Origin of the sequence: Herbaspirillum aquaticum, from assembly GCF_002213425.1 — a bacterium.
GTDB lineage: Bacteria > Pseudomonadota > Gammaproteobacteria > Burkholderiales > Burkholderiaceae_D > Herbaspirillum > Herbaspirillum aquaticum.
Genome location: NZ_NJGV01000001.1, coordinates 306,960 through 324,548, shown reverse-complemented (window position 1 = coordinate 324,548; position 17,589 = coordinate 306,960). Strand labels below are relative to the sequence as shown.

At 64.3% G+C, this 17,589-nt stretch carries 18 protein-coding genes and 1 tRNA gene; 4 read left to right on the top strand and 15 right to left on the bottom strand.

Annotated elements, in window-relative coordinates; translation table 11 throughout:
- Positions 1–20: 20 nt before the first annotated feature.
- From CEJ45_RS01430 to CEJ45_RS01410, 5 genes are read right to left on the bottom strand one after another with little or no spacing between them, the layout of a single operon-like run.
- Entirely contained in the window at positions 21–860 is an 840-nt protein-coding gene (locus CEJ45_RS01430) for an HpcH/HpaI aldolase/citrate lyase family protein (RefSeq protein ID WP_088753463.1), read from the bottom strand.
- Positions 860–2,050: a CaiB/BaiF CoA transferase family protein gene (locus CEJ45_RS01425; RefSeq protein WP_088753462.1), complete on the bottom strand. Its 1,191-nt coding sequence runs from the start codon at positions 2,048–2,050 to the stop codon at positions 860–862. Before CEJ45_RS01425 ends, CEJ45_RS01430 begins: the two co-directional genes overlap by 1 nt.
- Before the next feature lie 54 nt (positions 2,051–2,104).
- Positions 2,105–3,508: an MmgE/PrpD family protein gene (locus tag CEJ45_RS01420; protein WP_206601732.1), complete on the bottom strand. Its 1,404-nt coding sequence runs from the start codon at positions 3,506–3,508 to the stop codon at positions 2,105–2,107.
- Positions 3,509–3,516: 8 nt separating this feature from the next.
- Complete coding sequence (locus tag CEJ45_RS01415; RefSeq protein WP_088753461.1) at positions 3,517–4,683, bottom strand: acyl-CoA dehydrogenase family protein; 1,167 nt, start codon at positions 4,681–4,683, stop codon at positions 3,517–3,519.
- A 42-nt stretch (positions 4,684–4,725) separates the two neighbouring features.
- Positions 4,726–5,586, bottom strand: coding sequence for an HTD2 family dehydratase (locus tag CEJ45_RS01410; protein WP_088753460.1), 861 nt, complete (start codon positions 5,584–5,586; stop codon positions 4,726–4,728).
- 295 nt (positions 5,587–5,881) lie between these two features.
- Here CEJ45_RS01410 and CEJ45_RS01405 point away from each other — a divergent pair, with 295 nt between their 5' ends.
- The gene (locus tag CEJ45_RS01405; RefSeq protein WP_088753459.1) at positions 5,882–6,820 is read left to right on the top strand and encodes a LysR family transcriptional regulator; all 939 of its coding nucleotides are present in this window, start codon (positions 5,882–5,884) and stop codon (positions 6,818–6,820) included.
- A gap of 21 nt (positions 6,821–6,841) precedes the next feature.
- On the opposite strand, the gene CEJ45_RS01400 is transcribed toward CEJ45_RS01405, so the two are convergent.
- A complete protein-coding gene (locus tag CEJ45_RS01400) occupies positions 6,842–7,606 on the bottom strand; it encodes a sulfite exporter TauE/SafE family protein (protein ID WP_088753458.1) in 765 nt (254 codons plus the stop codon).
- Positions 7,607–7,618: 12 nt separating this feature from the next.
- On the opposite strand from CEJ45_RS01400, the gene CEJ45_RS24775 reads away from it, so the two are divergent.
- From CEJ45_RS24775 to CEJ45_RS01390, 3 genes are all read left to right on the top strand, one after another.
- A complete protein-coding gene (locus tag CEJ45_RS24775) occupies positions 7,619–7,765 on the top strand; it encodes a hypothetical protein (RefSeq protein ID WP_154133695.1) in 147 nt (48 codons plus the stop codon).
- A 95-nt stretch (positions 7,766–7,860) separates the two neighbouring features.
- Positions 7,861–8,649 (top strand): SDR family oxidoreductase, encoded by a 789-nt coding sequence (locus CEJ45_RS01395; protein WP_088753457.1) that lies wholly within the window; start codon positions 7,861–7,863, stop codon positions 8,647–8,649.
- A 113-nt stretch (positions 8,650–8,762) separates the two neighbouring features.
- Positions 8,763–8,852 (top strand) — tRNA-Ser (locus CEJ45_RS01390).
- A 184-nt stretch (positions 8,853–9,036) separates the two neighbouring features.
- Here the strand turns inward: CEJ45_RS01390 and CEJ45_RS01385 are convergent.
- The 9 genes from CEJ45_RS01385 to CEJ45_RS01345 all read right to left on the bottom strand — a co-directional run bounded on the left by CEJ45_RS01385 (position 9,037) and on the right by CEJ45_RS01345 (position 17,557).
- Positions 9,037–10,704: a methyl-accepting chemotaxis protein gene (locus tag CEJ45_RS01385; RefSeq protein ID WP_088753456.1), complete on the bottom strand. Its 1,668-nt coding sequence runs from the start codon at positions 10,702–10,704 to the stop codon at positions 9,037–9,039.
- A 200-nt stretch (positions 10,705–10,904) separates the two neighbouring features.
- Complete coding sequence (locus tag CEJ45_RS01380; RefSeq protein ID WP_229296949.1) at positions 10,905–11,990, bottom strand: porin; 1,086 nt, start codon at positions 11,988–11,990, stop codon at positions 10,905–10,907.
- Positions 11,991–12,277: 287 nt separating this feature from the next.
- Positions 12,278–13,225: a PDR/VanB family oxidoreductase gene (locus CEJ45_RS01375; protein ID WP_088753454.1), complete on the bottom strand. Its 948-nt coding sequence runs from the start codon at positions 13,223–13,225 to the stop codon at positions 12,278–12,280.
- 61 nt (positions 13,226–13,286) lie between these two features.
- Positions 13,287–13,730, bottom strand: coding sequence for a RidA family protein (locus tag CEJ45_RS01370; protein WP_088753453.1), 444 nt, complete (start codon positions 13,728–13,730; stop codon positions 13,287–13,289).
- Positions 13,727–14,776 (bottom strand): aromatic ring-hydroxylating oxygenase subunit alpha, encoded by a 1,050-nt coding sequence (locus tag CEJ45_RS01365; protein WP_088753452.1) that lies wholly within the window; start codon positions 14,774–14,776, stop codon positions 13,727–13,729. Before CEJ45_RS01365 ends, CEJ45_RS01370 begins: the two co-directional genes overlap by 4 nt.
- 40 nt (positions 14,777–14,816) lie before the next feature.
- Positions 14,817–15,050, bottom strand: coding sequence for a recombinase-like helix-turn-helix domain-containing protein (locus CEJ45_RS01360; protein WP_006462358.1), 234 nt, complete (start codon positions 15,048–15,050; stop codon positions 14,817–14,819).
- The gene (locus CEJ45_RS01355) at positions 15,050–15,382 is read right to left on the bottom strand and encodes a hypothetical protein (protein ID WP_088753626.1); all 333 of its coding nucleotides are present in this window, start codon (positions 15,380–15,382) and stop codon (positions 15,050–15,052) included. Before CEJ45_RS01355 ends, CEJ45_RS01360 begins: the two co-directional genes overlap by 1 nt.
- A 7-nt stretch (positions 15,383–15,389) precedes the next feature.
- Complete coding sequence (locus CEJ45_RS01350; protein WP_088753451.1) at positions 15,390–16,550, bottom strand: FAD-dependent monooxygenase; 1,161 nt, start codon at positions 16,548–16,550, stop codon at positions 15,390–15,392.
- A 35-nt stretch (positions 16,551–16,585) separates the two neighbouring features.
- On the bottom strand, positions 16,586–17,557 hold the full coding sequence (locus CEJ45_RS01345) for a VOC family protein (protein WP_088753450.1): 972 nt from the start codon (positions 17,555–17,557) through the stop codon (positions 16,586–16,588).
- Positions 17,558–17,589 lie beyond the last annotated feature (32 nt).

Sequence of the window (17,589 nt, the reverse complement as noted above, 5' to 3'; positions counted from 1 at the left end):
TTGTGCGGTTACCCTGCCCTTCAATGGGGCAGGCGCCCGGCCTGATGCAGGAATTTCTCTGCCTGCAGGATCACCGGCTTGTCGATCATCTTGCCCTTGAGCGAAATGGCCCCGCCGTCGCTGGCGCGCACGGCCGCCATCACTTCCTCGGCCCATACCAGCTCCTGCTCGCTCGGCATGAAGCCGCGCCGCACTGCCTCGACCTGCCGCGGATGAATGCACAGCTTGGCGCCAAAGCCCATGCGCCGGGCCCGCTGCACCATGCGCGTGAGCAAGGCATCGTCATTGAAGTCGGTAGTCACGCCATCGATGGGCGGGGCGATACCGGCCAGGCGCGAAGCCATCACCATCTCGATACGGAAGTGCATCAGCTCTTCTTCCTCCGGCCCGCATTGCATGCCCAGGTCGACCTGGGCATCGATGGAACCAAAGGCCAGCCGCTGCACGCCCGGCACGGCGGCGATCTCGCGCATGGCGGCCAGCCCGGCGGCGCTCTCGATGAGCGCGATCAGGCCGCGACCCGGCCCCAGGCGACGTGCGATGGCAGACAGCGTCTTGGGATCTTCCGCCTTCGGCAGGACGATCCCCGCCATCGATAGTGCAGAAAACGTCAACAGGTCATCACCATGCCAGACGGTATCGGCAGCGTTGATACGCACCCACAGGCGCGGCTGCGGACCATTGCCGCGCAGCCAGCGCGCCAGGGTGGCGCGCGCCTCTTCCTTCTGGGGCAAGGCCACCGCATCTTCCAGGTCGACGATGACCGCATCGGCGCCGCTCTCCAGCGCCCGCTCGTAGCGCTCGGGACGATTGGCCGGGACGAACAGGTAGCTGCTGGCCGTGGTGATGTGCGGTGCCATTACACGGCCCCCCGTTCGCGCAGTGCCGTAATGGCAGCCGCGTCATAGCCCAGTGTGGCGAGGATGGTGTCGGTATGCTCTCCCAGGGCGGGGATGGCTTGCATGCGGTAGTCGTAGCTGTCGTTGGCGCCCGGTGGCAGCAGTGCGGCGACCTTGCCGACTGGCGTATCCACGTCAACCCAGCGTTCACGCGCAGCCAGTTGCGGGTGCTGCCACAGTTCCTGCATGGTGTTTACGCGTGCATTGGCGATCTGCGCCTGGTCCAGCCGCGCCACCACCTGCTCGGCACTCATGTCGGCGAACATGCCCAGGATCAGCTGGCGCAGCGCTTCCCGATGTTCATGACGGCGGGCATTGCTGGAAAAACGCTCATCGCTGGCCAGGGTTGCATCCTGCAGCACCACTTCACAAAAGACCTTCCATTCCCGTTCGTTCTGCAAACCCAGCATCACGGTCTTGCCATCGCCCGCCACGAACGGTCCGTACGGATAGATGGTGGCGTGCTCGGCACCCGAACGGCCGGGCGCACTGGCGCCCTGGTAGGCGTAATACAGGGGAAAACTCATCCACTCCGTCAATGCCTCCAACATCGAGAGATCGATATGGCTGCCGCGTCCGTCGCGCCCGCGCTTGATGAGGGCGGCCAGGATATTGGAATACGCGTACATGCCGGCGGCGATGTCGGCAATCGAGCAGCCGGCCTTGACCACTTCATCCGGCGTACCGGTCACCGAAAGGAAACCGGCCTCGCTCTGGATCAGCAGGTCATAGGCCTTCTTGTCGCGATAGGGACCATCCTCGCCATAGCCGGAGATGTCACAGACGATCAGGCCCGGGTGCTTCGCATGCAGCACCTTGGCCGACAGGCCGAGACCGGCAGCAGCGCCCGGCGCCAGGTTCTGCACCAGGACATCGGCCTCACCCAGGAGCTGGTCGATGATGCGCTTGCCCTCTTCGTCCTTGAGGTTGAGGGTCAGGCTTTCCTTGGAGCGGTTGGTCCAGACGAAGTGCGAGGACAGTCCGTTGACGCGCGTGTCATAGCCGCGCGCGAAGTCACCCACACCGGGTCGCTCGATCTTGATGACACGGGCACCGAGGTCGGCCAGCTGGCGCGTGCAGAACGGCGCGGCGATGGCGTGCTCCAGGCTGATGACGGTGATGCCCTCCAGCGGGCGGTTGGATTGCGACATGGCGTGTTCTCCTGGCGTTCGTTGCGCGTCGGGATGATGGAATGCGGTTCGGCTTCAGAACAGCTGCTGCAGGTCGGGCGTCTCATGCAGGCGCCAGGCGCGTGCGATGATCTCGCCGATCTCAGGCTCGCTGGCCGCCCGCGAAAAGCGGATCAGGCGTGCCGCCTTCTGCTCCAGCTCGGGCCGCGACAAGCTGTTGTCGGGATCGCCCTTGGGCACGTCGACGGCGGCCTCGAACTGGCGCCCATCGGTGGTCCGCACTTCCACCCGGCCCAGCCAGCGCGCCGGGTAGGCCTGGTCGACTTCGGCATCCAGGCGCATCTGCACCTTCTGGCGGAACTGCGCGACACGCGGGTCGCTCAAGGCCTGCTGTTCGAATTCTGCAAGACCGGCCTGCTGATGCACGGCGATCAGGCCCAGTACCGTGCCCATGGAAAACTTGGCCTGGTGTACCGTCTGCGGATCCACCACCGGCCCCAGTACATCGATGGCGCCCTGGTGCACGCGCGTGGTCACCGAGGCGACCTGGTCGTGCTGCAGTCCCTCACGCTGCATCAGCAATTGCAGGGCATCGGCGGCCGGATGGGTATGACGGCAGGAGGCGTGGAACTTGAAGGACGTTTCCGCCGTGGCCCAGCGGGTACCCAGGCCATCGGTGAGGCGGGCAGGATTGGCGTCGCTCGACATCCCGGCAGCCATGCCCTGCGCCCCCTCCAGGATGCGCTGCGCGCCGGTGAAGCCGTCCTTGGCCAGATAGGCCGCCAGCAATCCATCTGCCGCCGCCTTGCCGGTATGCAGCTGTTTGGAATCGGCCGCATCGCGCAGGAACTCCCACAAACCCGCCGCCTGCGTCCCCGCCGAGCCCATGGCATGCAGGAACTGCTGCGCATCGAAATCCATCAGCTTGCCCACCGCCACCGCAGCCGCCAGCGTGCCCACGGTGCCGGTGGTATGGAAGACCCGATAGTGCGAGCGCCCCATGAATTCCCCGATGCGGATACCGGCCTCATAGCCGGCCACCGCCGCCACCAGCAGGTCGGCCCCCGACTTGCCCAGCGCCTGCGCAGCGGCCAGCGCGGCCGGAAACACCACGGCCGCCGGATGGAATACCGAGCCATTGTGAACGTCATCCTGCTCCACCACATGGGAGGCCGCGCCATTGACCAGCGCGGCAAAGTAAGGCGTGGTCCCGCGACGGCTGGTGAGGATGGTCGACGGCCCATGCTGCGGCCCCATCTGCGCCGCATAGCGTTCGATGATGCCGACCTGGCGCGCGGTCTTGCCGGCCAGCGCCGAGGCGAACCAGTCGAGGTAGAGATCTTCGGCGCGGGCAATCACCGCCGACGGAATATCCTCGTAGCGCAGCCCGGCCAGGAAGGCCGCCAGCAGGCGCGAGGGGTGGTCACCGGGGCTGACGTTTTCTGCACCATGGGTGGACATCATTGCACGGGCTTGCATGGCGGGCCTCAGAAGGAACGGGGCAGACCGAGGATATGCTCGGCCACGTAGGAAAAAATCAGGTTGGTCGAAATCGGCGCCACCTGGTACAGCCGCGTCTCGCGGAACTTGCGCTCGACGTCGTATTCGCAGGCAAAACCGAAACCGCCATGGGTCTGCAGGCAGACATTGGCCGCCTCCCATGAAGCCTTGGCCGCCAGGTACTTGGCCATGTTGGCCTGGGCCCCGCAGTTCCGGTGCGCATCGAAGAGCGCGCAAGCCTGGTAGCGCATGAGGTTGGCGGCTTCGATCTCGATGTAGGCATCGGCAATCGGGAACTGCACGCCCTGGTTCATGCCGATGGGTCGATCAAAGACCACGCGCTCGTTGGCATAGGCAGTCGCCTTGTCGATGAACCAGTAGCCGTCCCCGATGCACTCGGCGGCGATCAGGGTGCGCTCGGCGTTGAGGCCGTCGAGGATGTATTTGAAGCCGCGCCCCTCTTCGCCGATCAGGTTCTCGACCGGGATTTCCAGGTTGTCGAAGAACAGTTCATTGGTCTCGTGGTTGACCATGTTGAGGATGGGCCGCACCTCCAGGCCCCGGCCGATGGCGGCTTTCAGGTCCACCAGGAAGATCGACATGCCCTCGGACTTTTTCTTCACTTGATCCAGCGGCGTGGTCCTGGCGAGCAGGATCATCAGGTCCGAATGCTGGACCCGCGAGATCCAGACCTTCTGGCCATTGACCACGTAGCGATCCCCCTTCTTCACTGCCACCGTCTTGATGCGCGTGGTGTCGGTACCGGTGGTGGGCTCGGTCACGCCCATCGACTGCAGGCGCAGTTCGCCGCTGGCGATCTTGGGCAGGTACTGCTGTTTCTGCCGTTCCGAGCCATGGCGCAGCAGCGTACCCATGTTGTACATCTGGCCGTGGCAGGCACCGGAATTGCCGCCGGTACGATTGATCTCTTCCATGATGACCGACGCCTCGGTCAAGCCCAGTCCCGAACCGCCATATTCCTGCGGGATCAAGGCCGCCATCCAGCCGGCCTTGGTGAGGGCATCGACGAACTGCTCGGGATAGCCGCGTGCTTCGTCCACCTTGCGCCAGTACTCCGCAGGGAAGGTCTGGCACAGGTCGCGTACGGCGTCACGCAGGTCGGTATGGGTATCGGGATCGGCTTGAAACGGCATGAGGGGCTCCGGCTATCAATTCTCTAAATGATTTTCCTGGTATCAGTCCAGCGAGGCGTCGGCCTGCATCGCCAGTTCGCCCCGTTCGTTCTGCGCCCACAGCGCTACGCTCTTGCCATCGGCAGCGGGCTTGCCGCAGAGCGTGAAGGGCTCGGTATCAAACAGCGTACCCACCGAGCGGAAGTTGAACTCGCGCATCACCGCCTGCGGCATTTCGCGCGCCACCAGGTCAGCCAGCAAGGTGGCGATGAGCGGACCGTGGACGATGAGGCCGGGATAGCCCTCCACCCCGGTGACATAGCTGCGGTCGTAATGGATGCGATGGCCGTTGAAGGTCAGCGCTGAATAGCGAAACAGCAGCACCGGATCAGGCTCCACGCGGCGCGACCAGCGCGCATCGCCGGGCGCGCTCTTGGGCAGCACCACCGGTGCGCCCGGCTGCGGCAGGTCGCGATAGACGATGTCATGCTCTTCGGTCAGGCAAAGCTGGCCTTGGTGACGGACGGTGTGCTGCACGGTGACGAAGGCGAGCGCACCGGTGCGTCCCTGCTTGACGTCCACACTGGCGATGCGCGAGACCTTCTCGGCCGCAGCGCCAATGGGCAGCGACGCCGCAAACCGCAGCCGTCCCCCGGCCCACATGCGGCGCGGCAAGGGCACCGGTGGCAGGAAACCGCCGCGCTGCGGATGGCCATCCGCGCCGACTTCGGACTGGCGGCACACGCTCCAGAAATAGATCCAGTGCCACAGCGGCGGCAACGCATCACCGGCCAGCGGTTGGCGTGGACCGTCCAGCGTCGCCGCCAGCGCTGCCGCCAGGGCCGGGCTGATCTGGTCGTGGCGCGTTTCGGTCTTGTCCAGCCACTGCCGCAGCAGGGTGAGATCGAGGTCGGGGTGCGACATGTCTCCTCGCATCGTTGTTGTTGATTGGGCGCCAGTCTGTGGCGTCCCCACGCCGAGGACAATCTGTATTTTTGGAAGGGGGGCTTACGCAGAAGTGAAGTCATGCGCAGCAAAAGGATGCGGCATCGCATCACAAGTCGGCAGCATTTCAGGCCATGCAGCGACGCAAATCGGCGTACCATGGGCAGCCAACGAGAGCACGCGCGCACCATTGGTGACAGCGTGCCGCAACATGGGATGGACAAGCCTGCCGCAGCGCAGCTGCCCTCCTCACCGATTCTTTCCGGGAGACATCATGCTTTTCGACCTGACCGACCTGCGCCTGTTCATCCTGATTGCCGAACTCAACAGCTTGACCCGCAGCGCCGAGCGCATGAATCTCTCGCTGGCCGCCACCAGCAATCGCATCAAGGAACTGGAAACGCGCTTTGGCACCCGCCTGCTCTATCGCGAGAGCAAGGGCGTACAGCTCACGCCAGCCGGGCACACCCTGCTGCATCATGCGCAGCTCTTCATGCAGCAGGTAGAGCACTTGAAGAGCGACATGCAGCAGTACAACAACGGCATCAAGGGCTACATCCGCATCTTCGCCAACACCACGGCGGTGACCGAATTCATGCCCGAGATCCTGGGCAAGTTCCTGGCCAGGCATCCGCAGGTCAACGTCGCGCTCGAGGAGCGGCTGAACCACGATATCCTGCGCGGCATCCAGGAAGGCACGGCCGATATCGGCATCGTGGCCGGCCCGGTGCAGGGGGATGGGCTGCAAGTGCTCAACTTTTCCACTGACCGCCTGGTGCTGGCCACCGCGCTGGAACATCCGCTGGCGGGTGCGGGCAGCCTTCCCTTCCTCGACACGCTGGAGTACGAACACATCGGCCTGCACGAGGGCAGCACGCTGCATCACTTCCTCAACAAGATCGTTTCCGGGCATGGACAGCGGCTCAAGCTGCGCATCCAGGTACGCAGCTTTGAAGCCATGTGCCGCATGATCGAAACCAATGTCGGCATCGGCATCATGCCGCGCTCGGCGGCGCAGCGGCATCAGCAGACCATGCAGTTGTCGGTGGTGGAACTGAACGATCCGTGGAGCGTGCGCGAGCGCAGCATGGTGTTCCAGGCCATGGAGACCCTCTCGCCCCACGCGCGCAACCTGGTCGACTTCATCCGCGAGCAGATGAGCCAGCAGTCCAATGAGGTCGAACCCGCCGTCCTTGAGAAAAAATTCGCCTGAGTCGCTCCGGCGAAGACGACCTCAGCCGGCGATCAGCATCCACACCGACAGCAGCAACAGCGCCGCGCAGAAGAGGATGCGCAGACGCCGTTCCGGCAGGTGGTGCGCCAGCGCCACGCCCCAGGAAATGCTGAGCACGCCGCCCAGCGCCATGGGAATGCCCACCGACCAGTCCACATGGCCGGCCTGCGCATAGGTCCACAGGGCCACCAGGGTGCCGGGCGTGACCATGGCCAGCCCCAGGCCTTGCGCTGCGGTCTGGGTGACGCCGAACAAGGCCGTCAGCAAGGGCACTGCAACGATGGCGCCGCCCACACTGAAGAAACCGGCCGACGCCCCGGCGGACATCCCGACCAGCGGGATATAGCGGCGCGACAGGATCACCGACGACTCCACGCTGCGCTTGTTGCGCAACAGCGTCCACAGGTAATACAGCGCCAGCAGCCCCATGAAGGCGGCGAAGCAGACATGCAGGCTGCGCGCGGCCATGGAGGTGGCGATGCGAGCCGAGACGTAAGTGGTGAAGACGGCCGGCACGCACATCATGGCAGCGGTACTCCATTGGATGTGATTGCGCTGCTTGTAGCGCCAGAAGGCGATGACGACGTTGGGCACGATCATCACCAGTGCCGTGCCCTGGGCCAGTTGCTGGTCCATGCCGTAGAGGTAGCCCAGCACGGGGATGGCGATGAGACCGCCACCTATCCCGAAGAGACCACCCATGGCGCCCAGCAGGCCGCCGAGCAGGAAGTTGACTACGCCGGAGAAAAACAAGGAAGCCGTCATCGGTGTACAGTGATGCCTCTGCTGGCCGGCTGCAGGATGCAGCGGCCGCATCGAAGGATAAAAAAGGAGACTGACATGAGCGGCGTCATCGTGTTTGCGCTGGAGATGGGCGTGGTTGCCCTCATTGCGCTGGCCATCTACATGGTACTGAAGAAGTAGCGCCGCCCGTCAGGCCCGACAGTGTAGCGCAGCCGGCCAAGGCTGTCCCGGCGGTCTGCGCAGCCATACAATCCCCCTCAGCAAAGGAAGACAGAATGGATCTCGGCATCAAAGGTAAAACCGCCCTCGTCTGCGCATCGAGCAAGGGCCTCGGCCGCGCCTGCGCGCTCTCGCTGGCGCGCGAAGGCGTACACGTCACGCTGCTGGCACGCGGAGCGGAGGCACTGGAAGCGACGGCCCAGGCCATTCGCACGGAGACTGCCGCCACCGGTGCCATCATCACCACCGTGGCGTGCGACATCACCACCCCGGAAGGACGGGCCCTGGCGCTGGCCGCCTGCCCTGCCCCGGACATCCTCGTGACCAATGCCGGCGGCCCCAAGCCGGGCGATTTCCGTGAGTGGACGCGGGACGACTGGATTGCGGCGGTAGACGCCAACATGCTCACGCCCATCGAGCTGATCAAGGCGACGGTCGATGGCATGATCGCGCGCGGCTTCGGGCGCATCGTCAATATCACTTCCAGCGCGGTGCGGGCACCGATCGATATCCTGGGGCTCTCCAATGGCGCGCGCTCTGGGCTGACGGGTTTTGTGGCGGGGCTGGCGCGCAAGACGGTGGCGCATAACGTGACCATCAACAATCTGCTGCCGGGGCCATTCGAGACCGATCGCTTGCGTTCCACCGCAAGCGGTGCGGCCAAGGAAAGCGGGCGCACGGTCGATGAGGTGCTGGCCGATCGCCGCAAGCTCAATCCTGCGGGTCGCTTTGGCGATCCGGCCGAGTTCGGGGATGCATGCGCTTACCTGTGCAGCGCGCAGGCGGGCTTCATCACGGGGCAGAACCTGTTGATGGATGGCGGGGCTTATCCTGGGACATTCTGAGGCGCGCCTGGCTTGGCCGGGCATTGCTTGCCGCAAGGGGTGGATGCAAAGCAAGTGATGTGATGTATAATGCGGCCCTCGTGCGACGGGCGCCATGCCCGGCTGCCACGCAAGGAGGTTTGGGTGAGTGGTTTAAACCAGCAGTCTTGAAAACTGCCGACGGGGTGACCCGTCCGTGAGTTCGAATCTCACAGCCTCCGCCAGGACATGATGAAAACGGGCCCGAACGGGCCCGTTTTTCGTTTGATCCCACCTGAGGAAAATGTCGTTTGCACGTCAAGTGCTGGGCTGATTCACTTGAAGCGTGTACATGCATGCTGATGCTCCACAACTTCAAGCCGCCTGAAACAGCACCTTTTTTAGACTCCCCGCCAAGGCGGCACCAGTTCACTGGATGAGCTTCGCCGCAATCTGCGGACTGATCGCCACGCTGGTTCCATATGGCGGCAAGGCCGACACGGCAGCATCATCTTCCATCTCGGCGACCTGAAGCATCGTCCGCTGCGCTCGTGCGTCCTGCAGCCGGAATATGCCCACCAACTCCCGCAGCCGCTGCGACTGGTCCTGCAAGGACTTGGCCGCGGCGGCGGCCTGCTCCACCAGCGCTGCATTCTGCTGGGTGGTTTCATCCATGTGGGTGATGGCGTGATTGACCTGTTCAATACCGGCGCGCTGTTCCTGCGTCGCCATGCTGATCTCACCGACGATATGCGACACCCGTCGCACGCTGTCCACCACCTCGCCCATGGTCGCACCGGCCTGTACCACCAGGCGTCCACCGGCATCGACCTGCGCCACCGAATCATCGATCAGTACCTTGATCTCCTTGGCCGCCGTGGCCGAGCGCTGCGCCAGCGAACGCACTTCCGATGCCACCACCGCAAAGCCCCTGCCCTGCTCGCCAGCACGCGCCGCTTCCACTGCCGCGTTGAGCGCCAAGATATTGGTCTGGAATGCGATGCCGTCGATCACGCCGATGATGTCGACGATGCGGCGCGAGGCCTCGCTGATGCCCTGCATGGTGCTCACCACCTGCTGCACCACTTCGCCGCTGCGCGCCGCCACGCCGGAGGCATCCGAGGCCAGCTGGTTGGCCTGCTGCGCGTTCTCGGCATTCTGGCGCACGGTGGAAGTCAGTTCCTCCATGGCCGCCGCCGTTTCTTCCAGTGCGCCGGCCTGCTGCTCGGTGCGCGCCGACAGGTCCAGGTTGCCATCGGCGATCTCGGCCGAAGCGGTGGCGATGGTTTCAGCCCCTCCGCGTACATCGGCCACGATGCGCGTGAGACTGCCGTTCATCTGGCGCAGCGCCTCCAGCAACTGGCCGATCTCGTCCCGCGCGCCGGTCCGGATCTCGCTGCACAGGTTGCCGTCAGCCACGTGCTGCGCCACCTCTACCGCATGACGTACAGGGCGCGTGATGGAACGCGTGGTCCACCAGGCAAAGCCGCCACCCAGCAACACCGCCAACGCAGCGATGGCCAGCATGACCAGGGTCTTGCCGTGGTACTGGTCGGCGGCCTCCTGGCCGCTGCGCTCCATCATCATGGTGCCCACGGAAATATAGCTTTTGAGGCGGGCAATGTACTTGTCCTGGTCCTGGCGCAGGCTGGTCATCAGCAGCTCGGTAGCATCCATGGTGGCACCGGTGGAGGCCAGCTGCAGGAAGCGTTGCTGGCCCTGCCGATAGTTGGTGCGCAGGGCGAGTATCTCGGCGAAGGACTTGCGCCCCTGCTCGCTGGACAGGCGCGCCTGCAATTTGCCGAGGTCGTCGCCGATGGCGACTTCGCCCTTGTCGATGCGGGCGATTTCCTCGACCAGCTTCTGGTGGTCGTCCAGCAGCAGCAGGTTGCGCATGGCGCTGGCGTTCTCGCTGATGCGCAAGAGCACGTCATTGGCCAGCAAGACCTGCGGGTAGCGGTCTTCGACGATCTGGCGCGTGCCGTGGTGCAGCGTGGACAGGCTGGCGATGGCCAGCCAGGTGATGCCGACCAACAGCGCCAGTACCAGTCCGAAACCCAGTCCAAGACGGGCGCCCAGTTTGAGATTTGCAATCATGAGGCTTTCTCCGCAACGCAAGAATGCCGGGGGAAGATGCCCTGATGCCCACCGGCAATGAATTCGGTTTGGATAAAAAAATGGCGGAGAAAGAGGACTTCCTCCGCCCAAGGCACTACGAAGCACCACCCCGCTCCAGGGGCGGCGCACGCAAGACAAGACTATTCACAGAAGGTCATGCCAGCCATCCGGAGATGGCCTTAGAACGAGTGGTGCATGCCGAGGGTAGTGACCAGCTGGCCCCGGCCGCCGGAGACCCCGGTGGCACCGCCTGCACCCGTGCCGTTCATGACGGCAAAGCGCGCATCGCCGCCGGCACGCTGGTAGGCGGCCTGCACGTACCACTGGGTGCGCTTGGAGAACTCGTGCACGTGCGACAGGCTGAAGGTGTTCCAGCGCGCGCCTTCCAGTTTGGACAGGCCATAACCGAAGTTGATGGTGTCCAGCGTGGCATAGCGCCAGGCTGCGCCCAGGTCCAGGTTCTTCTGCTTGGGCGTGGCGCCGCTGGGCATGGACAGCTTGACCTGGGTGTAAGCGGTGTTCAGGCGCACGCTGCCGATGGTGTAACCCAGTCCGCCGGCGGTGGTGGTCAGGCTGTTGAAGACCGTACCGGCATTGCCCAGGCCGACGCTGGTGAGGAAAGCCCCGGCATAGCCGGCAGCACGGTTGTTCAGCTTGGAATACGCCAGCGCTGCACGGAACGGGCCATTGGTATAGGTACCACCGGCACTGACGTTGCGACCGTTGCTGCTGTCTCCTGCCACTTCGCCGAAGCCGTACATCAGGCTGCCCTGGAAGCCGCCTGCGGTGGGCGAGGTATAGCGCACCGCATTGTCGAACTGGTAGGTGTTGGCCAGGCTGTCCAGGTTACCCGGGTGGAACAGGTACCAGTTGGTCAGCTGGAAACCGTTGGACAGCTTGCCCACGTAGTCGAACACGACGTCGGGCATGTGACCCAGGGTCACCGCGCCGAAGTCACCGGACAGGCCGATGGTGCTGTAGCGGTTGAACAGCTTGGAGGAATTGGGCGTGGCGCCGGTGTCGGTGTAGAAGCCGGCTTCCAGCTGGAAGATCGCCTTCAGATTGCCGCCCAGGTCCTCGACACCACGAAAGCCGATACGATCCGGCTGCATCGTGCCCTGATCCAGGCGCGACACCGATCCGCCATTGAGGTTGTTGATATAGGCCACGCCAGCATCGAGGCTGCCGTAGATGGTGACGCTGCTCTGCGCAAAAGCGCCTGCCGACAGGCAGGATGCCGCTGCGGCAATCATTAACTTCTTCATCAAACTCCCCTTCAACGAATAAAGTCCAAACACGCGGCCAGGCCGCATTCACTCACTGCTCTCCGGCGCCCCGTGCGCAGGAAAGGTGACTTCCGCAGGCAAGCGCTGCGCCCTGTGCCACATGGCTGGCAGGGGCCGCTCGCCCAGTGCAGCGTGATCCGGCGCTTTTGTTCCACCTATGGATCAACGTTCCACTAAATTCATCAGGCTCAAAAAAATGCCCGGTGCCTAAGCACGGGCATGTGGCCGGGCGAACCTTGCCCGGGCCGCGTTGCCTTCAGGTCCTGCTACAGGTCCAGCACCAGGCGTTGTCCTTTGCAGCCGGACACGCACACCATCATGGTCTTGCCGGAAGCGCGCTCGGCCTTGCTGAGCACGCCGTCGCGATGTTCCAGCTCACCCTCCAGCACCCTGGTCTCGCAGGCGCCGCAAACCCCTTCGCGGCAGCTGTGGTCGACGGTGATGCCGGCATCGAGCAAAGCGTCCAGCAACGACTTTCCGGCCGGGACGGTGATGCTGGCGTTGCTGCGCGCCAGCTCGGCCACGTAGCTGCCGGTCTGGACCGCCTCTACCTTTTCGGCGGCAAAGCGTTCGATGTGGACGTTGGGCAGACCCAGTTCTTCGCACAGGCTTTCGAAGGCGTTGAGCATGGGCGTCGGGCCGCAGCAATAGAAATGTGCGTCCTTCGGATGCGCAGCGAGGAAAGCCCGCAGGTCAGGTGGAGCGCCAGCCTCGTCATCGAAGTGGCTGGACACACCGGGCTGACCCAGCAGCTCTGCGGTGAATGCCGCTTCCTTGCGGGAGCGGGCGCAGTAGTGCAACACCGCTTCGCGACCCTGGGCGCGCAGGTGGTGATACATGCAGGAGATCGGCGTGATGCCGATGCCACCGGCGATCAGTACAGACAATGGTGCTGCTGCTTCCAGCGGAAAATTGTTGCGCGGCGCCGAGATGGTGAGGCTGGCACCTACCCGCAGTTGTTCATGCACATAGCGCGAGCCACCACGACTGCCACGGTCGTTGAGCACACCGACCACATAGCGATGCCGTTCGGCCGGCGAGTTTGCCAGCGAATAGCTGCGTACCAGGCCATTGCCCAGATGCAGGTCGATATGCGCACCCGCCTCGAAGGCCGGCAGCTCGCCGCCTTCGGGCAGGCGCAGTTCGACGCTGACCACACCTTGCGCTTCAAAGCGCATGGCCTGCACGCGCACGGAAATAAGAGGACTGCTCATGAATGCACCACCATCACATCAGATTGTTCAAACCGCGTCATGCCACTTGCAGCCGCTTGTATCAACCAGCCACTGCTTGCCGCAGGTCGGCACCCAGCCGCGCAAAGGCATCGATCTCGACGGTCAGCTCCGGAAACACCAGCGCGCTCACCGCTACCAGCGTCGAGCACGGATAAGGCGTGCCGAAGAAGTCGCGCCGGGCACGTCCCACCTCGTCCTTGTGCGCGATGTCGGTGACGTAGATCACCAGCTTGGTGATACTGCCGACGCTGCCGCCAGCGGCCTCCACCAGATCGCGGATCTTGCCCAGCACCACCAGCGTCTGCTGGTAAGGGTCCAGCGTCTGCTGGCGTGAGGCCGGATGTGCGGTCATGCCGGACATCACGACCTCGTCGCCCACCACCAGGCAGTTGGACCAGGTGGCCGCGGCCAGTTCGGGGACCTTGTCGGTCTTCACATGGCGCACGGTGACCGGGCTGGCGGCCTGGGGCAGGCGCTGGCTCATGCCGCCTTCACCGGCGCCTTGGCCGCGGCCAGCTGTTCCTCCCGCGCCAGCTGGGCCTTGGCCAGGCTGCGCAGGTGACGACGCAGGCGCACGATGCCCATGTCGTGCTGGTACAGCATCTCGCGCTGGTTGGCGTCGGGCTCCATCAGTTCCAGTACCACACGGTCCTGCTCCAGCACGTTCCAGTGGCGCGCTTCCAGGCGATTGCGGTAAAGGAAGCGCCAGGTGTCGCGCTGCCAGCCGGACAGCTTGCGGCAGCGCCAATGGAATACCGCAGCGATGTTGTCCACGATGGGGGTGTAGCTGCCGATGATGACGAAGCTGCCACCCGGGCCACCGGTCTTGGGATACGGAATGGCCAGCCGCATCCAGTGCAGGTCGGTGTCGCCCCACTCGGTCCAGTCGAAGTTGACGTCGCGTTGGCCTTCCTTTTCGAAGACAAAGCCGATGTCGGTCTCGCGGATGCCGAAACTGGCGGTGTTGTCGCCTTCGGCCATGGAGTGCGACTGCTTGTGCAGGAACGTGCCGTGCATCGGGTCCATCACGTTGTCCAGTACATAGCGGTAATCACCCTTCCATTCGGTGTAGCACAGGAAGTTGGAATACTCGGGGCTGGTCAACTCTTCCGGCAGGCGCAGCGGCGGCGGGGTGTCGACGTCTTCCAGGCTGTTGTAGAGGAAGATGGCACCGGCCGCTTCGGTCACATGGAAGCGACGCGTGGCCTTGGCCCCTTCCAGCTTGCAGCCGGGGCTGCCGGGTACGCTGGTGACCACGCCGTCGAAGCGCACCTGCACGCCGTGGTAGCCACAGGCGATGCGGTCCCCCATGGGGATGCCCATGGACAGCGGCGCGCCACGGTGCGGGCAGTGGTCTTCCAGGGCATGCAGCTTGCCCGATGGCTCGCGCCAGAACACGAACTTCTTGCCCAGGCGGCGCAGCGAGACCGGCTTCTCGGCCACGAACTCGGACGGGCAGATCGGGTACCACAGGTCTTTCAGGCCGACGGCGAGGACGGCATCGACGGGATCATTGGCGGTGGTTCTCATTTGGATACTCTCCTGTAAGCTGGCTTGGCGTCGGGACGGATCAGGCGGCCAGGCGGGCAATCTCTTCCTGGAAGTTGGCGGCGGTCCACACGCCCTGGTTGTAGGGGCAGCTCGGGCCGGTACGGTTCAGGTGTGCCACCAGCGCATCCAGTTCGTGGATGCCAGCGGCATAGGCGCGCTCGATGGAATCGCCCAGCAGGTCTTCGAACTGGGTCGGCGCACGGCGACGTGCCTGGTGCGGATTGAGATAGACATCGGTAACAGTTGCAACCATCATTGGCCTCCATTTCTGACGCGCTCGCGGATACGCTCGCGCACGGGAACAAAATCGTAAGTGGGGTAGCACTCGGTACGGAACACGCCCCAGGCCGAGCGCTCCAGCTCGACATTGACTTGCGGCAGCAGCGCCGGCGGCAGCGCCAGGGTGACGATCTGGCCCAGGCCCATGGCCACGGTCCAGGACACCACGCGACAGCCTTCCACCGGGAAGCGCTCCCACCAGTCCATCTGCTTCATGTGCGCCTGGATCTGCTCCAGGTTCTTCGACTGGTCATGCCTGAGCAAGATGGTCAGGAGCATGTGGTCGCAGCGGGTCTCTGCACTCATCGCGTGCTCACGCAGGGACGGCGGCGGATTCGGGCCGGGCATCCAGCGGCGTGCTCCAGGCGTCATAGCCATAGACCCAGTCGGCGTTGCCGCCCTCGCGAAGCCAGTTGTTGCCGCGTGAACCGACCTGGATCTTCGAGGCACGCTCCATGCGCAACTGCTCATAGGCATGCAAGGATCCTGCCACCTGCTCCAGCGTGGTGACCTTGGCCAGGCAGCGCGCCAGCACCACTGCATCCTCGATAGCCATGCCGGCGCCCTGCGCCATGAAGGGCATCATCGGATGGCAGGCATCGCCCAGCAGCGCCATGTTGCCGCGTGCCCAGGCCGGCAACGGATCGCGTTCATACAGCGCGGTCTTGAGCACTTCGTCGCAGGCGTCCAGCAAGGCCGTGGCATCGGGATGGAAACCGGCGTAGCTGTCGCGCAGTTCCTGCACGTTGCCCGGGGTGGTCCAGGATTCCAGGTGCCAGCTTTCCTGCGCGGTGGTAGCGAAGATGAAGATGTCTTGACCGCGATTGAGCGGGAAGGTCACGATCTGGCTTTCCGGGTTCGGCCCCCACCACTTGGTGAAGGCCTGCAGGTTCGGCACGCCGGCCACCCGGGAGGCCGGCACCACGGCACGAAAGGCCACCACCCCGGTGAAACGCGGGCTCTCGGCGCCGAACATGGCCGTACGCACGGCGGAGTGGATGCCATCGCCACCGATGAGTACATCCACGCGGTCGGTGCTGCCATCGGCAAAGTGCAGGTGGATGCCATCGCCCTCTTCGCTGATCTTCTCGGCGCGACGGGCAAAGCGCACTTGCTCCAGCGGGAATACTTCGGCCAGCGCTGCCAGCAGGTCGGCACGGTGGATGGTCAGTTGCGGTGCGCCGTATTTTTCTTCGGCGGTGTCGCCCATGGCCAGGCGCGAGGTTTCCTCGCCACTGTCCCAGGTGCGGCTGATGCGGTGGGTAGGACGGGCAGCGGTGCGGCGCACGGCCTCGCCAATGCCCAGGCCGTCCAGGGCCCGTACCGCGTTGGGAGTGAGGTTGATATCCGCGCCCACGCGCAGGAATTGTTTGGACTGTTCATACACCACCACCTCGTGGCCAGCGCGCTGCAAGGCGATGGCGGCGGTCAGGCCACCGATGCCGGCGCCCAGGATTCCAATCTTGAAGGACATCTGGATTTCCTTTCTACAAATGAAGGATGGCCGTCTTACTTGCCGGCCGGTGCACGGTCGGTCAGGAACTTGCCGCTGGGGCCTTGCGCATTCTTCTGGCGGCGGGTGTTGCCGTCGATGCCGCCATCGATGGCCCATTCGGCGAACACGGTCGGACCGGGTTCGAAGTCACGCGGCTCCCAATGGGCATCGAGCTGGTCTTCGTCGGCGTAGTATTCGATCAGGCCGCCGGCCGGATTCTTGAAGTACCAGAAGTAGGCCGAGGAAATCGGATGACGGCCCGGTCCCAGCTGCGTCTCCCAGCCCAGGCGCGACATGTGCATGCCACCGCCGAAGACCTCATGGATGTCGCGCACGGTGAAGGCCACGTGGTTCAAGCCCGCACGTGCCTCCGGTGGTTGCAGCAGGAAGATATCGTGATGGCCACCGACATCGGCGCAGCGCAGGAAGGCGCCGCGTTCCGGATAGCGGTCCGAGGGCACGAAGCCGAAGTTGTCGCAATAGAAGCGTTCGCAGGCCTTGACGTCCTTGACGAAGAACACCACGTGACCCACCTCGATGGGTGCAGCACGTTCATAGATCGGGCTGCGCTGGTTGATGCGGTTCTTTTCGTTCCAGGTGTTCATGCGGGCGCATTCGACCTCGACATCGCGCTTGACCGACACCTGGAAGCGTACTGCCAGGCCATTCGGATCGGTGCAGCCGACGCGCTTGCCGTCATTGACATAGCCCGGCAGAGCCGCGATGCGGCTGGCGAACTTGTCCAGCACGGCGGCCGAGGACACGCCCCACACCACCTCGCGCAGGGTCGGTCCGGCTTCGATGGCCGGCGGCAGCCCCGGGTCGGCACTGTCACGCACGATGACGCGGCAGCCGTTCTGCGATTCGAAGACCAGTTCGGCCGCGCTTTCCAGCGCCAGTTGCATACCCCAGTCGAGGAAGAACTGGCGGCAGGTCGGCAGGTCGTCCGCGCCGTAGATGATTTCGTCGATACCCAATACGTCCATGTGATTCTCCAATACGTGTTCAGCGGGCGGCG

Coding starts and splice junctions, on each gene's coding strand:
- CEJ45_RS01430 (WP_088753463.1), bottom strand. CDS start 860: ATGGCACCGCACATCACCACGGCCAGCAGCTACCTGTTCGTCCCGGCC.
- CEJ45_RS01425 (WP_088753462.1), bottom strand. CDS start 2,050: ATGTCGCAATCCAACCGCCCGCTGGAGGGCATCACCGTCATCAGCCTG.
- CEJ45_RS01420 (WP_206601732.1), bottom strand. CDS start 3,508: ATGCAAGCCCGTGCAATGATGTCCACCCATGGTGCAGAAAACGTCAGC.
- CEJ45_RS01415 (WP_088753461.1), bottom strand. CDS start 4,683: ATGCCGTTTCAAGCCGATCCCGATACCCATACCGACCTGCGTGACGCC.
- CEJ45_RS01410 (WP_088753460.1), bottom strand. CDS start 5,586: ATGTCGCACCCCGACCTCGATCTCACCCTGCTGCGGCAGTGGCTGGAC.
- CEJ45_RS01405 (WP_088753459.1), top strand. CDS start 5,882: ATGCTTTTCGACCTGACCGACCTGCGCCTGTTCATCCTGATTGCCGAA.
- CEJ45_RS01400 (WP_088753458.1), bottom strand. CDS start 7,606: ATGACGGCTTCCTTGTTTTTCTCCGGCGTAGTCAACTTCCTGCTCGGC.
- CEJ45_RS24775 (WP_154133695.1), top strand. CDS start 7,619: ATGCCTCTGCTGGCCGGCTGCAGGATGCAGCGGCCGCATCGAAGGATA.
- CEJ45_RS01395 (WP_088753457.1), top strand. CDS start 7,861: ATGGATCTCGGCATCAAAGGTAAAACCGCCCTCGTCTGCGCATCGAGC.
- CEJ45_RS01385 (WP_088753456.1), bottom strand. CDS start 10,704: ATGATTGCAAATCTCAAACTGGGCGCCCGTCTTGGACTGGGTTTCGGA.
- CEJ45_RS01380 (WP_229296949.1), bottom strand. CDS start 11,990: ATGAAGAAGTTAATGATTGCCGCAGCGGCATCCTGCCTGTCGGCAGGC.
- CEJ45_RS01375 (WP_088753454.1), bottom strand. CDS start 13,225: ATGAGCAGTCCTCTTATTTCCGTGCGCGTGCAGGCCATGCGCTTTGAA.
- CEJ45_RS01370 (WP_088753453.1), bottom strand. CDS start 13,730: ATGAGCCAGCGCCTGCCCCAGGCCGCCAGCCCGGTCACCGTGCGCCAT.
- CEJ45_RS01365 (WP_088753452.1), bottom strand. CDS start 14,776: ATGAGAACCACCGCCAATGATCCCGTCGATGCCGTCCTCGCCGTCGGC.
- CEJ45_RS01360 (WP_006462358.1), bottom strand. CDS start 15,050: ATGGTTGCAACTGTTACCGATGTCTATCTCAATCCGCACCAGGCACGT.
- CEJ45_RS01355 (WP_088753626.1), bottom strand. CDS start 15,382: ATGAGTGCAGAGACCCGCTGCGACCACATGCTCCTGACCATCTTGCTC.
- CEJ45_RS01350 (WP_088753451.1), bottom strand. CDS start 16,550: ATGTCCTTCAAGATTGGAATCCTGGGCGCCGGCATCGGTGGCCTGACC.
- CEJ45_RS01345 (WP_088753450.1), bottom strand. CDS start 17,557: ATGGACGTATTGGGTATCGACGAAATCATCTACGGCGCGGACGACCTG.